The following is a 14,333-nucleotide window of genomic DNA, read 5'->3' as shown; positions in this document are numbered from 1 at the left end:
CCTGCTCGCTCAAAAGAATCCTTGCTTGTTTTCGTTGTAACTAACAAGCATATTTTTCGTCTGCTGGTAGCCGGACAACATAGCCAGATGGTTTTCGCGTCCGATACCGGATGCTTTGTAGCCTCCGAAAGCCGCATGAGCCGGGTAGACGTGGTAGCAATTCGTCCAAACGCGTCCTGCTTGAATGCCGCGACCGAAACGATAGGCCGTATTGACATCTCGCGTCCAAACTGCAGCGCCTAGACCATATAATGTGTCATTCGCGATTTCGAGTGCTTCTTCTTTCGTTTTAAAAGTCGTCACAGAAACGACAGGTCCGAAAATTTCTTCTTGGAAAATCCGCATTTTATTGTTGCCTTTAAAGACTGTCGGTTTGACGTAATAGCCTTCCGCCAACTCTCCTTCGAACTTATTCCGTTCGCCGCCCGCTAAACACTCTGCCCCTTCTTGTTTACCGATGTCTAGATAGGACAAGATTTTCTCCAGCTGTTCCGTTGAAGCTTGTGCGCCCATCATCACTGTTGGATCGAGCGGATTTCCGACTTTAATGGCTTCTACTCGTGCAAGCGCGCGCTCCATGAATTTATCGTAAATTGATTCGTGAATTAAAGCCCGCGATGGACATGTGCAAACTTCCCCTTGATTGAGCGCGAACATGACAAAACCTTCGACAGCTTTATCGAAAAACGCGTCGTCTTCGTCAGCAATATCCTCAAAGAAGATATTTGGCGATTTTCCGCCCAGCTCGAGCGACACAGGGATTGTATTTTGAGATGCATATTGCATAATGAGCCGTCCTGTTGTTGTTTCACCTGTAAAAGCAATTTTCCCGATACGCGGATTCGACGCGAGTGGTTTTCCTGCTTCCAATCCGAAACCATTCACAACGTTTACGACGCCTGCCGGAAGCAGATCTTCGATTAATTCGACAAGAACCATAATCGATGCCGGAGTTTGTTCAGCCGGTTTTAAAACGACGCAGTTTCCAGCTGCTAATGCTGGGGCGAGCTTCCAAACCGCCATTAAAATCGGGAAGTTCCACGGAATAATTTGACCGACTACGCCGATCGGCTCATGGAAATGATAAGCGACTGTGTCATCGTCAATTTGACTCACGCCGCCTTCTTGCGCACGAATTGCCCCCGCGAAATAACGGAAGTGGTCAATTGCGAGCGGGATATCCGCATTTAAAGTTTCGCGTACCGCTTTCCCATTTTCCCACGACTCCGCTACAGCCAACATCTCCAAGTTTTGCTCCATCCGATCTGCGATTTTCAATAAAATATTCGAGCGCTCCGTTACAGATGTTTTTCCCCAAGCATCTTTTGCGGCATGCGCTGCATCGAGAGCAAGTTCAATATCTTCTGCCGTTGAACGGGCTACTTCTGTGAAAACTTTCCCCGTAACTGGCGTCGGATTGTCAAAATACTCACCGTTTACCGGCGGTGTCCATTTCCCACCGATATAATTTTCGTACCGTTCCTTGAAATTCACTTTCGCTCCGTCCGTGTTTGGAAATGCGTAAACATGATTCTCTACTGCTTGTACCATTTTCCATTCCTCCCATTTCGATAATTTTCTAGTACATTTGTTGCGAATAAATTTTCTTGAATCTATTCGACTACCAAATTCCTGAAATTCTAAGAGGTTGCCCACTCATTATGTCAGATTAAATATAATATTTCAACTAAACAGATAGCGATTTTTGTTTTAATTCGAATTTACGACAAAATCTTTGATATTTCGTTTGTATTCCCCAGGAAATAGAACGAATAAATTCCAAATCTCGACCCGGCTATTGACCCTTCAATTCTTGCAAAAGAATTGAAGCCCACTATAAATATCTTTTAAAACCACTCACTACCACTAACAATTATTTGATTCACCTGACTCCACTCCCTGCTCTGTTGGGGTTATCTCCAACATGATGATTTGACGTGATTTTTTCACGCACTGCTATCCTATGGGCTGACACACAGGAATATACCAAAATAGTTAAAGTTTTTATTCTACAAAAAAACCTCTCCATCTTTTCTAGATAGAGAGGAAATACTTTTAAAATTATTAGTTGAACTGTTTTAGATAAGCCCAAGCATACTGTGCATATAGTTCTGCACCTGTGGCAAGTGCATCTTCGTCGATATCGAAGTTCCCATGGTGATGCGACCATTCAGTATCTTTACCGGGATTCCCACTGCCTACGAGCGCGAAACTTCCAGGGGCTTCGTCTAGATAAAACGAGAAGTCTTCAGCGCCCATCGTTGGTTTTTCAGCAAAGATAATTTCGGATCCAAATGCCTCTTTCGCAACTTGTTGAACAAGAACAGCGCTTTCTTCATCATTAATGACTGGTTGTGTACCGCGGATGTACTCAACTTCTACAGTAGCACCGTACGTCTCCGCCACGCTTTGTGCGTAGTGACTAATGCTCTTTTCAATATGATTTCGCGTCTCTTGATTAAATGTACGGACGGTTCCTTCTATGAGAGCATTCTCGGCAATCACGTTGAAACGAGTGCCTACATCCATTCTTCCGATGGTTAGTACAGCTGCATGTTGTGGATCAATTGTCCGCGAGACTACTGTTTGAATATTCATAACAAACGAAGAAGCAACGAGTGCAGCGTCGATGCAATCTTCTGGAATTGCTCCATGTCCGCCTTTCCCTACAAAATTAACCCTGAAAATATCAGCCGCGGCAAACGACGGCCCAGGGGTACAAGAAATTTTATGTGTCGGCATTTGTGACCAAATGTGGATGCCGAATACATTATCGACACCATCCATCGCACCTTGTTCGACCATCGCTTTTGCGCCTTCGGCAATTTCTTCAGCGGGTTGAAAGACAAGACGTACATTTCCTTGAAGTTCATCCTTCACTTCTGATAATGCTTTTGCAGCAATTAATAGCATAGATGTATGTGCATCATGTCCACATGCATGCATTTTACCACTCACTTTGGAAGCATAAGGGACATGAGTATTAAGCTGTTCAACAGGTAGCGCATCCATATCCCCGCGCAGTGCAACCGTTTTTCCGTCGGTTTGACCTTCTATCGTTGCAATGACGCCCGTCGGTTCGGCTCTTCGATATGTAATGCCAAGCGCATCGAGATAATCACAGATGAATTGGGTTGTTTGTACTTCTTCCCACGGCAATTCCGGTTCACTGTGTAATTTTCGTCGAAGCGCTGTGAGTTCGTCACTATATTGGGTAATTAAATCTTTAATTTGTTGATTAATCATGAAGACTCTTCCTCCATTAATCGTCTTACTGTTTCGAATAAAATATTCGTGCCGGCTGCCAAATCGCTTGCATCCGACCATTCTTCCGGGCAATGGCTAAGTCCGTCTTTACTCGGGATGAATACCATTCCACAAGCAGTGAAATCTGACAACACCATTGCATCATGGCCAGCACCGCTTTGCATGTTACAGTTCGTAATTTCTAACGAATCGCTAGTCTCTTTTAAAATCGAACGAATATTTTTATCCAAGAACTTCGGTTGAATGTAGAGCATTTCCTCCACGCTGATATGAATACCCTTCTTTTGTTGAGCAGCAATACGTTCTTTAGTACGTCGAACAGCGTCTAGTACATGTTCTTCCTTGCCCGCTCGTATATCGACCGTGAAGTTCACTTTTTCAGGAATTACATTCGCCCCATTTGGATAAACATTCAATCGACCCGTTGTAATGACTGCCCCTTCCCCGATGGAAGTTGCCAGTTCAGGCAAGTCACCAATAATTTGTGCGGCCGAAACAAGGGCATCAGAGCGCCGGTTCATTGGCGTTGTACCTGCATGTCCAGCTTGACCTTTCACTGTTACTTCCAATTGTGTCAGTCCCACAATTGCCTCAACAATACCAACCTGGATAACTTTTTCTTCAAGAATTGGACCTTGTTCGATATGCAGCTCAAGAAAAGCACGAATTGTTTCGGGATTGCGCACTTTCCTTTTCGAAGGATCCAGTCCGATACTTAACATCGCCTCTTCAGCCAAAATACCATCTTTATCCGCGAGTTCTTTAAAGTCCTCTTCAGAAAGTATCCCCATCATGCCTCTTGAACCCATGAGCCCCCCGCCAAACCGCGAACCTTCTTCTTCAACCAGCGCGATAATTTCGAGGGGGTACGCTGGTTGTATTTCGTTTTCTTTAAATAATGCAGCTATTTCCAACCCAACAACAACACCTGCGGTACCGTCGTATGCACCGCCATTCGGAACAGAATCAAAATGAGAACCGACAATAACAGAAGGTCTGTCCGGTAATATTCCCTCGAGTTTTCCAAAAATATTCCCGAATCCGTCCTCTGTTACTTCGAGATCGTACTCAATCATTTTTTCTTTAATATAGGTTCGTGCCTGTAAATCTTCTTTGCTATATGTAAGCCTTGTCACACCTCGACCTGGAGTTGATGTGAAACGGCTTAATAATTCGATATGTTGTTCAATCCGTTCTTGATTTGCCATCATAGACTTATCCTCCCATTACTTATAGAAATCCAACAAAAATACCAGCGAGAATAACAGATACAATTGTGACGCTTATAAAGCCGCCGACAAGCATCGGTGGAAGCATATGACTCGTCAATACTTCCCGCTCCTTTTCATCTTCAGTCAAGGAGACGATTACTTCGTTCGTAATGATGTAGTCCGCCGGGAAACCATACAATGCAGTTAAAGAAATAGCGAATGCCATCTCCTTACTTACTTTCAACACTTTACCCATGAAAAATGAAAATAGGTACATGCCGATTACCCCTAATCCGATACAAACAACAAGCGGATATAGAATATCCATCATCATTTCGGGTGTTGCAACTTTCAATCCGTCGAAGACGAAGAGCATTAACGCAAGGATCGCAAATCCGAATCCATTTGCTTTTTGCAATACTTGACGCTCCAAAAATCCAATACTCGTCGCAATGACACCGAATAATAAACAAAGAACATAAGGACTAATTGTAAAGAGTGGTGCAAGCAATTCAGATGTAAGGTATGCCAGATACCCTACAATGGCCAGTCTGAAAAACTTAAAGTAATCCGTATTATATTTCTCAGGCATTTTGCTAAATAACTTGAGTTCTTGTTGTTTTATATCGTCCTTACTTTCAGATTTCTCCGCCAGTTCCCCATTTCGAAGCTTGCTAAGAAGCATTTTACCTTCTTTCTTAAGTACAAATGAAGTCAATGGGTATCCTGCAAACCCTTGCATCACGTATATAACAATCGCGAAAACCGACAACATCGTCAGTCCAGCGCCAGCCGCGCCTTCTGACATAATTAACGCCGATACGATACCGCCGACTAATGGCGGAATTGCAACGAGAACTGTTTGAACGTCAAATAACAACGTGCCGATTCCAAATAATATGACAACAATCCCTAAAATTCCTGCCAGGGAAATTAATATTGTTTTCCACTGCCTTATCAATTCTTGAACAGAAAGCAATGTACCCATATTTGTTATCAGTAAATAGATTAACATTGTTGCAACAACGGGCGGTACACCTGCAAGAGCGACAATATCTTGCGGAAAAAAAGTCCAATAGCCAAGCAAAAATAGGACTGCACTGATAAACACGGAAGGGATCCAAGCTTTCGTGCGAACTGCGACAAGATCTCCGATGAATAGAATAGCTACGACAAGCACTAAAGCGAGCATTTGCGACACCAAAATCCCTCTTTTCTAATAATAAAGAATTAACTTACACTACCATAATAAATTGTGAAATAAAAGTGTATCTTTTTACCATTATCAAAAAATAATGAGATTTATATTTTCTTTATTTGTTCATTTCTCCTTAATAATTTGTTCATATTTTCCAAGTACTCTATATGTAACGAGAGAAAATATGAGGAGGAATTCAGATGGATTATGAAAAGAAGAGGAGTCCTTGGAAACAGTTTTTATCCACTGTGGGAGCTGGAGTCATTGGATCAGCGCTGACGCTCGGGGTTGTTTTTAACACGAATTTAGCTCCTGCGACTTCACAAAATGCTTCCGGTGTTCAGGCGGAAAATACCCAATCCTATAACATTGAACAAACTTCAGCAAAAAGCGCTCCCCTTTCGCTTTCAGACATGGTTGAACAGGCTTCGAGCGCGATTGTCGGTGTCGTAAAATATCAAAGTAGCGGAAACCGTTTTGCGCAAAAGGTAGAAGATGTTCAGAGCGGAACAGGATCTGGCGTTATTTATAAAGTCGATGGAAACGACGCTTATGTCATTACGAATAATCACGTCATTGATGGTGCGCAGAAAATTGAAGTTTCTCTTGAGAGCGGAGATACGACGACCGCTGAACTGATCGGTCAAGACGCACTTAGCGATTTAGCTGTATTGAAAATCGATGCCAAATACGCGAAAAGCGTACTTGAATTTGGCGATTCCGATGCGCTCCGAGCTGGAGACCCAGTTGTCGCAATCGGGAATCCGCTCGGTCTAGAGTTTTCTAGAACGGTTACACAAGGAATTGTCAGTGCCGTCGACCGGACGATAAATGTCGAAACAGCTGCAGGCGCATGGGAATTAAACGTCATCCAAACTGACGCGGCTATTAACCCTGGAAATTCAGGAGGCGCATTGTTAAACGCGGCTGGTGAACTGATTGGCATTAACAGCTTGAAAATCGCGCAAGGCGGCGTTGAAGGACTCGGTTTTGCGATTCCGAGTAATGAAGTCCTTCCGCTTGTCGATGAAATCACTAAAAAAGGCAGTGTTGAACGACCATATATCGGCGTTGGTCTTGCCAATCTCAACGAAGTTCCGGCAGAATTTGTGCAACATCTTCCTGATTCTGTCGAAGGCGGCGCCATGATTGTTAGCGTCGACCCTGAATCAGCGGCTGGAAAAGCCGGTATCAAGGAACAGGATATCATTACCGAAATCAACGGCACGGCCGTGAAAAACTCTACTGAATTACGAAAGTATCTTTATTCAAAACTTAAAGTCGGCGATAAAGCCTCTTTCACCATTTACCGCGAAGCCGATAAAATAACGATTGACCTTACTTTAACGAGCAACAAAAAATAACGATTCGAAGCTGACCCCTCCTCATATGAAGAGGGGTTTCTAGTTGCTAATTTATCGTTTTCGCTTTAATTTTAAAACAAAGAGAACTTTGGAAGGAGGCGCGGTTTGTTGAAAATTTTAGTAATCGAGGACAATGAAAGTGTCTCTTCGATGATAGAATTGTTTTTCTCGAAAGAAGGAATTGAAGGCGAATTCGTTAAAGACGGGCGCGAGGGCTTGAAACGAGCGAGAGAAGGCAGTTGGGATTGCCTCATCATCGACTGGATGTTGCCTGGCATGGAAGGCATTATGATTTGCCGAAAATTGCGCGCAGAAAACTATTCCGGACCGATTATCATGCTCACCGCCAAAGACAGTGAATCCGACCAAGTGCTAGGCCTTGAAATGGGCGCGGATGATTACGTAACCAAGCCGTTCAGCCCGCTGACATTAATGGCGCGAATAAAAGCTGTCACCCGTAGATACTCGACACATACAGCCGAAGCCGAACAACCGGGAATCGTCAAAACCAATCATTTCATCATTAATCAAAACACGCGGGAAGTACTTCTAGACGGAAAACCTATCCAAAACTTAACACCAAAAGAATTCGATTTGTTACTCCATTTTGCGCAGCATCCAAAACAAGTTTTTTCACGAGAACAACTACTAGAACGCGTTTGGGGTTTTGATTTTTACGGAGATGATCGAACGGTGGATGTTCATATTAAGCGTCTGCGCACAAAAATAGCGACCGATACGCAGCCGTTTTTCCATACGGTTTGGGGTGTCGGGTATCGTTTCGACGAAACTGTTGGTGATTCCACTTGAGGATTAAATACTTATACCAACAAATTGCGAGTCACTTAAGCGTGATTATTGTCGCATTTTTGATTTTAAGCTTAGTGTTTTCCCAGTACGTCGAGAAATTCGTTTACGACTCGAAAACTGAAGAACTCGTGACCTACGGGAAAAACATTTTGTCAGATATGGAAAGAAACCAATTTAATTCGAGTAGTATCTTAAAATCCTATGGACATATTCTCGACGGCCGAGATATTCAGTACAGCCTTTTCAACGAAAACTCAGTCATCACGTATTCAACCGGGCAGAAAACACCTCTTATTGAACTGCGAGACGAGGAATGGCAAAACATAAAAAGCGGAAATATCATCACTGTTAAGCAAGAATTCAACCGATTCGATGAAGCCGTCACTTTCGTCCTATTGCCGTATTTTCAAAACAATCGCTTCATCGGAGGAATCCTGCTCACTTCCCCCATTAAAGGATCGCGTCAAGTCGTCTCGCAAATGAATTCCTTTTTACTTTATACAACCGCGATCGCGCTGGTATTTTCATTATTGCTTAGCTGGATTCTATCCACCTTACATGTCCGTCGCATTAAAAGACTTCAAGAAGCAACATCGCTCGTTTCCGGCGGAGATTATTCCGTACGCATTCCCTCCTCCAATTTCGATGAAATCAGTGAACTCGCCGGCGATTTCAATACCATGGTGGAGAAACTGAATGACTCTATGGAAGAGATTGAAACATTGGAAAATCGACGACGTCAATTCATGGCGGATGTCTCCCATGAATTAAGAACGCCGCTCACGACGATTCGCGGAATTATCGAAGGAATGAGCAACGACATGATCACCGAAGAGGAAAAATCAAAAGGACTAGGACTAGCGAGCAATGAAACACGACGCCTCATTCGCCTAGTCAATGAAAACTTGGATTACGAAAAAATTCGCTCGAACCAGATCGAGCTGCATAAACAAGATATTCAACTCATCGAGTTATTCGAAATCATTAAAGACCAACTTGCTGATATGGCCGCACAAAGGAACAATGATATCGTTATTTCTGCTGAACCTTATGTAACTTTGCATGCGGATTATGACCGTTTAACGCAAATTTTGATTAACATCACCAAAAACAGCATCCAATTTACAGAGAACGGCGTTATATCTTTACGCGCTTATGACCAAAATGAACATATTGTGATTGAAGTTTCAGATACGGGCATTGGCATTGATCCCGCTAATATTGAAAAAATATGGAGCCGCTTTTATAAGGCCATTTTATCGAGAACGACGAACCCTTATGGAGAGTTCGGCCTAGGGTTATCCATTGTCAAACAACTCGTAATGATGCATAATGGAACAATTGACGTTGCAAGTGACAAGGGAAAAGGAACAAAATTTACAATTACATTGCCGAAATAGGGTATACTACTAATACGCAAACGGAAATTTCCATCAACTAATTCTATTTGTTAATAGTTTGTTCATATTCGGCATGTACAATCGAATTAAATCTAACATTTATGGGGGAGAAATAATGCGCAAGAAGTTCATGAAATCACTACTACTCACGGGTGTACTAGCTTTAGCATTTGTTATCGCAGGTTGTTCAAATGATGATGGTGGAGAAAAAGTAGCGACAGTCGACGGTCAAAAGATCACAAAAGATGAGTTATACGATGCAATGGTTAAAACAGGCGGTCAAGAAGCGCTTTCTGTACTAATTGACGGCAAATTGATTGATCTAGAAGTAAAAGATAAAAATATTAAAGTTTCCGACAAGGAAGTCGATGATGAGCTTGCAACATTCGTTGAACAAACTGGCGGCGAAGAAGCTTTCAAATCCGCTTTAGAAAAAAGTGGAATGAGCGAAAAAGAATTCAAAGAAAATATCATCGAATACCTGTCACTTCGTAAATTATTAGAACCACGCATCGAGATTACTGATGAAGAAATCGAAACATATTTCGAGGAAAACAAAGAACAACTGGACGAAGCTGAACAAGTACAAGCAAGCCATATTCTTGTTGAAGATGAAAAAACAGCGAAAGAAGTTAAGAAAAAACTTGATGCCGGCGAAGATTTCGCGAAACTTGCCGAAGAATATTCACAAGATCCATCCAACGCGAGTAACGGCGGCGAACTTGGGTATTTCGGAAAAGGTAAAATGGTTCCAGAATTCGAAGAAGCTGCATTCGCGATGAAAGTCGACGAAATTAGCGACCCTGTGAAAACTAGCCACGGTTACCACATTATCCACGTAACGGATAAAAAAGAAGCGAAAGAAGCTACTCTTAAAGATTCAAAAGAGCAAATTAAAGATGCAATTTTCGAGCAAAAAATGCAAGCGGAATATGAAGTCTTAATGGGCGAATTGAAAGAGAAGTATAAAGTTGAAAATACTTTGGAAGAAAAAGAAGGCAAAGCGTGAAAATAAGTTAGCGTTTAAAGGAAAAGCTCACGGGCTTTTCCTTTTTTTATTGGGAATTTGGCTTGTAACTTGTTGGCTGGCGATTGCTCTCGGTGCGATGGCCATTGCTCTCGTTGCGTTGCGGGTTGCTCTCGGTGCGCGACCGGTTGCCCTCGGTGCTCCAGCATTTATTCTCATATCGCACCGACCGCGATATTTAATACCGTTACTCGGCCCGTTATGACCGTTGAGCAAATTTCGATTCCTTCTTTTTCAGAATCAACAGATGCACAGCAAACATCACATAAATAAGCACCATCGAAATAATCCAACTTACAATTATTTTCCATTCATCATTAAACGACGTAAAACTAAACGCTATCTGTGGCCCGAATAATAAAATGGGAATCACAATGGCAATCCACTGTTTTAACCAAATTGCCCCGAGGACAAAGATTAAAGCACAAATAATCGCAATGACGATGTTCATCTTAGGCGACGCTACATACAATGGTTCGATAAAAAACATGCTTGAAAGCGCCACAACGAAAAACAAGAGCATGACGGAAGTGACCGCGAAAAATGATGCAAAAAAACTTTTCTTGCCAGTCCATTCCTTTTTCGCCATGTTTCTGAACAATGCCCAATAAATAATAAGCGAAACAATTGCAACAACCGGCACCCCGATTAGCTGGATGATATTTACTTCAAACGCACCGTTTATCGCACTTCCCATCACCGAATACGCTACAATAAAAAGCCCAATAAACGGCACGTATTTCAACCAAGCGGCATAATCATTCGTCATCTCTTTCTCCAATGACTCCATGTACTCGGCCGGCGATCCAGCCGTTATGCTCTCAACACTTTTCCCGCGACTTTCAGGTTCCGCGAGGTGATCTTCCAACTCCCCAGTAACTTCAACAATTTCCTGTTCATTTTTCCCCGATGTGAATAAATACATCCGAACGTTTTTGACAAACTCATCACTTCTCTTTGATAGCTTCATGATGCTCCCCCTCCCTTTCCAATAACAAATCAACACCTGTTGATAGCTCTTTCCAACGAGCTTTAAAACCTTCAAGCTCAGCTCTTCCTTCAGGAGTCAGCCAATAATACTTCCGTTTCGGGCCATTCGGAGATGGACGCATCGCTGTCGACACGAATCCTTCTTTTTGCATCCGAAGCAGCACGGGATAGATGCTTCCTTCACTGACCATCGTTAGTCCGAATGTCCCCAATCGCTCAATCATCTCGTACCCGTATGTTTCCCCTTTGCTGATGACTGCAAGAAGACAGCCTTCTAAAACCCCTTTTAACATCTGACTCGATGAAGCCATCCATTCCACCTCCATTGTCGCTATCTTGTAATACATACTAGCAGGCACAGTTTAAAATGTCCACTACATTGTATAGCAACATAGCCAACAAAAAAATCGACTCCAATCAGAGTCGATTTTCTGTAATTATGCTTCTAAATGTTTCAATGCTTTTGCAACTTGAACTGTACGCTTTGCTTGGTGCTGAACTGCGGCTTTAATTGCTGCTTCATCATCGGCGATTTTACCGTCTTGCCCAACAGTGACACTCGTTCCATACGGGTTTCCGCCGGCCGCAAAAGCAACTGGATCTGTATAGCCCGGTGCCGCTACAATCGCGCCCCAGTGGTAAATCGTCGTATATAAAGAAAGAATTGTCGCTTCTTGTCCGCCGTGTGGATTTTGCGCGGATGACATCGCACTCACCGCTTTATTCGCAAGCTTCCCTTGCGCCCAAGATCCGCCTGTCGTATCCAAGAAGTTTTTCATTTGTCCAGGCATATTTCCGAAACGCGTCGGTACGCTGAAAATAATGGCGTCTGCCCATTCAAGATCTGCAGGCGTCACTTCCGGAACGTCTTTCGTCGCCTCGACGTGAGCTTTCCAACCTGCATTCGAATCGATTGCAGCTTGTGGAGCTGTCTCGGGCGCTTTCAACACTCTTACTTCAGAACCAGCTTGGCTCGCTGCTTCTTCTGCCCATCGTGCAAGTTGATAGTTTGTACCACCCGAACTGTAATAAACGATTGCTGTATTTAAGTTTGACAAATTATCCATCTCCTTTGTGCTTGTATTCCCGAATAGTCTATATAAGTAACCCATTTTTTATTCACAGCTCCTGCAAGGAATTTGATTTAGAACTGGCTTCGGTACCAATCCGCTGCTACAGCGACTTCAGATCCTGTTAACGTATGCCCGTTCATCTCCCAGTGTACCGTTGTATTCGCGCCAGCACCTCTTAAAAGCTCATCAAGTTCTTCAGACTCCGCAGCCGGACAAATCGGATCATTTTTCCCCGCGGCGATAAACACTGGAACCTCGGAAAGATTCGGCATCCGAATACCGCGCAGCGGGACCATCGGGTGATGCAGACTCGCGCCTTTTAACGAATCGTCATAGTGGAACAATAAACTCGCTGCGATATTGGCACCGTTTGAATAACCGAACGCCACAATATTCGAGCGATCAAAACCGTGTTCTCTTGAAGCTTCATCAAGAAATTCATGCAGTTCTTTCGTGCGGAAAACTAAATCTTCCTCATCAAATACCCCTTCCGCTAACCGACGGAAAAAGCGCGGCATGCCATTTTCTGACACATTCCCCCGTACGCTTAATACCGAAGCTTCGGGGTCAATCATTTCAGCTAGCGGCAATAAATCTTGTTCCGTCCCGCCTGTACCATGCAGTAATAACAAAACCGGTTTCGACGAATCGCTACCTTGTTTGAAAATATGCTTCAAGTCACATTCCTCCTCCCAATTCTTTTCCCAGAATAGCTTAAATTAAACTATCTCGAATTCAAGGTAATGTTATCAAACCAGATTCACATTGTCAAAGAGGTTGTTTCATTCGAAATTTGAAAATCGCCAATATTGCCATGCGATGACGCCGGACATCCAAGCAAGTCCCTTACTCTTGCTTAAATGGATGGTGCGCCACCCACTACCTTCCCCGCGAGAGAGATAGATTTCGTGATGGGGCGCTTGATCATGAAAACCCGTCATATCGAATGTTCCGTCGCGCCTAAAGACAGCTCGCACTTCATAGTCAATAGTAGGCGCCGTAACGAGCGGATTGCCAACAGCATGCGTCAATAAAAAACCGACTTCTCCCGGTTGATGTTCACTTTTTTCCAACACGATACCTTCGTCTGATGCGACAGCGTCTCCACGAAGATTTCCGACACGATCATAAGCAATCGTGCGTCCAATATCTTTCGTGAACGTCATTGATTGGTGATTAGGATAATCGAGATTCACATTGACACATGTACGATATTTTTCACTTTCAGGATGAAAACCTCTGCCGTCACCTTTAAAAATATGATTTTTCGACAATGGATTTGGATTGACGACAAAATCTTCCTGTAAAAATGTAGCGTAGCGAAATTTCCAATAGTCCACATTTTTTCGATGTTTCCTTTTTAAGACAGGGACTAACAAATTCCTCGGCTCCGCAATCAACTTCGACACGGTATAACGTTCTATAGCCGGTTCTGCGCTGGCAGAATTTTTATCGAATCTCTCGAACACATTGGATAATAGCGATTTACTTCGGCTCATTCGCTCTTCAGATTTTTTTAACGGTCGTTTTGAATGAATTCGATATGTATATTGTTCATCTAATGAGAAGTCGCGGTCAATATAGCGATTCCCTTTCACTGTCTGCATATAAATGCCGTTACGATAAATTTCATAAGTATCGACATCTTTAATTTCTTCCCATGACAAGGCAATTTGCGTCTTTGCGACGATGGTCGTCATGACCAGGAACTGAAGCGGATTTTCAGCATTTCGCTCCTCTGCAAATGCCGAGGTTTGAAGTGCAATGACGTCTACAACTTCATCATTGATAAGCCGTTCAATCGAATAATTATACATTTTCGCATGTTTAAAATCACCGTCTGAAAATTCCGCGACAGTCCCTTCATAGAGAAGTTCCTCATCACGATAAACCTGATAAACTCCACCGATATCCTTCCATGCGAATGCGATTACGTCATGCTTATGCGTTACGGTTTCCACTTCGAAAAGGATTTTATTGTCCATACAAAAAG

At 43.1% G+C, this 14,333-nt stretch carries 14 protein-coding genes; 5 read left to right on the top strand and 9 right to left on the bottom strand.

What is annotated here, in order from left to right; genetic code table 11:
• Positions 1-9: 9 nt before the first annotated feature.
• The 4 genes from adh to G8782_RS08315 all read right to left on the bottom strand — a co-directional run bounded on the left by adh (position 10) and on the right by G8782_RS08315 (position 5,679).
• Entirely contained in the window at positions 10-1,551 is a 1,542-nt protein-coding gene (adh, locus tag G8782_RS08330) for an aldehyde dehydrogenase (protein WP_172370486.1), read from the bottom strand.
• A 513-nt stretch (positions 1,552-2,064) separates the two neighbouring features.
• Entirely contained in the window at positions 2,065-3,246 is a 1,182-nt protein-coding gene (locus G8782_RS08325; protein WP_172370485.1) for an amidohydrolase, read from the bottom strand.
• The gene (locus tag G8782_RS08320; RefSeq protein ID WP_172370484.1) at positions 3,243-4,478 is read right to left on the bottom strand and encodes a Zn-dependent hydrolase; all 1,236 of its coding nucleotides are present in this window, start codon (positions 4,476-4,478) and stop codon (positions 3,243-3,245) included. The genes G8782_RS08325 and G8782_RS08320 overlap by 4 nt, the downstream gene beginning before the upstream one ends.
• 19 nt (positions 4,479-4,497) lie before the next feature.
• Positions 4,498-5,679, bottom strand: a complete 1,182-nt coding sequence (locus G8782_RS08315; protein WP_172370483.1) for a hypothetical protein — start codon at positions 5,677-5,679, stop codon at positions 4,498-4,500.
• Between the two features lie 197 nt (positions 5,680-5,876).
• Here G8782_RS08315 and G8782_RS08310 point away from each other — a divergent pair, with 197 nt between their 5' ends.
• The 5 genes from G8782_RS08310 (at position 5,877) to G8782_RS08290 (ending at position 10,482) form a co-directional block, all read left to right on the top strand.
• On the top strand, positions 5,877-7,040 hold the full coding sequence (locus tag G8782_RS08310; protein WP_172370482.1) for a S1C family serine protease: 1,164 nt from the start codon (positions 5,877-5,879) through the stop codon (positions 7,038-7,040).
• Between the two features lie 108 nt (positions 7,041-7,148).
• On the top strand, positions 7,149-7,850 hold the full coding sequence (locus tag G8782_RS08305) for a response regulator transcription factor (RefSeq protein ID WP_172370752.1): 702 nt from the start codon (positions 7,149-7,151) through the stop codon (positions 7,848-7,850).
• Complete coding sequence (locus G8782_RS08300; protein WP_172370481.1) at positions 7,847-9,250, top strand: sensor histidine kinase; 1,404 nt, start codon at positions 7,847-7,849, stop codon at positions 9,248-9,250. The genes G8782_RS08305 and G8782_RS08300 overlap by 4 nt, the downstream gene beginning before the upstream one ends.
• Before the next feature lie 115 nt (positions 9,251-9,365).
• The gene (locus G8782_RS08295; protein ID WP_172370480.1) at positions 9,366-10,259 is read left to right on the top strand and encodes a foldase protein PrsA; all 894 of its coding nucleotides are present in this window, start codon (positions 9,366-9,368) and stop codon (positions 10,257-10,259) included.
• On the top strand, positions 10,222-10,482 hold the full coding sequence (locus G8782_RS08290) for a hypothetical protein (protein ID WP_172370479.1): 261 nt from the start codon (positions 10,222-10,224) through the stop codon (positions 10,480-10,482). The genes G8782_RS08295 and G8782_RS08290 overlap by 38 nt, the downstream gene beginning before the upstream one ends.
• Here G8782_RS08290 and G8782_RS08285 read toward each other — a convergent pair.
• The 5 genes from G8782_RS08285 to G8782_RS08265 all read right to left on the bottom strand — a co-directional run bounded on the left by G8782_RS08285 (position 10,477) and on the right by G8782_RS08265 (position 14,325).
• Complete coding sequence (locus tag G8782_RS08285) at positions 10,477-11,247, bottom strand: DUF1129 family protein (protein ID WP_172370478.1); 771 nt, start codon at positions 11,245-11,247, stop codon at positions 10,477-10,479. The genes G8782_RS08290 and G8782_RS08285 overlap by 6 nt on opposite strands.
• On the bottom strand, positions 11,225-11,578 hold the full coding sequence (locus tag G8782_RS08280) for a PadR family transcriptional regulator (protein WP_172370477.1): 354 nt from the start codon (positions 11,576-11,578) through the stop codon (positions 11,225-11,227). The genes G8782_RS08285 and G8782_RS08280 overlap by 23 nt, the downstream gene beginning before the upstream one ends.
• Positions 11,579-11,704: 126 nt before the next feature.
• Positions 11,705-12,379, bottom strand: coding sequence for an NAD(P)H:quinone oxidoreductase (wrbA, locus tag G8782_RS08275; protein ID WP_172370476.1), 675 nt, complete (start codon positions 12,377-12,379; stop codon positions 11,705-11,707).
• 32 nt (positions 12,380-12,411) lie between these two features.
• Positions 12,412-13,017: an alpha/beta hydrolase gene (locus G8782_RS08270; RefSeq protein WP_172370475.1), complete on the bottom strand. Its 606-nt coding sequence runs from the start codon at positions 13,015-13,017 to the stop codon at positions 12,412-12,414.
• Between the two features lie 105 nt (positions 13,018-13,122).
• Complete coding sequence (locus G8782_RS08265; protein WP_172370474.1) at positions 13,123-14,325, bottom strand: DUF3238 domain-containing protein; 1,203 nt, start codon at positions 14,323-14,325, stop codon at positions 13,123-13,125.
• Positions 14,326-14,333: the final 8 nt, after the last annotated feature.

Origin of the sequence: Sporosarcina jiandibaonis (genome assembly GCF_013184495.1) — a bacterium.
Taxonomy (GTDB): Bacteria; Bacillota; Bacilli; order Bacillales_A; family Planococcaceae; genus Sporosarcina; species Sporosarcina jiandibaonis.
The sequence above is the reverse complement of the archived record's forward strand: the minus strand, read 5'-3'. Positions and strand labels throughout refer to the sequence as shown.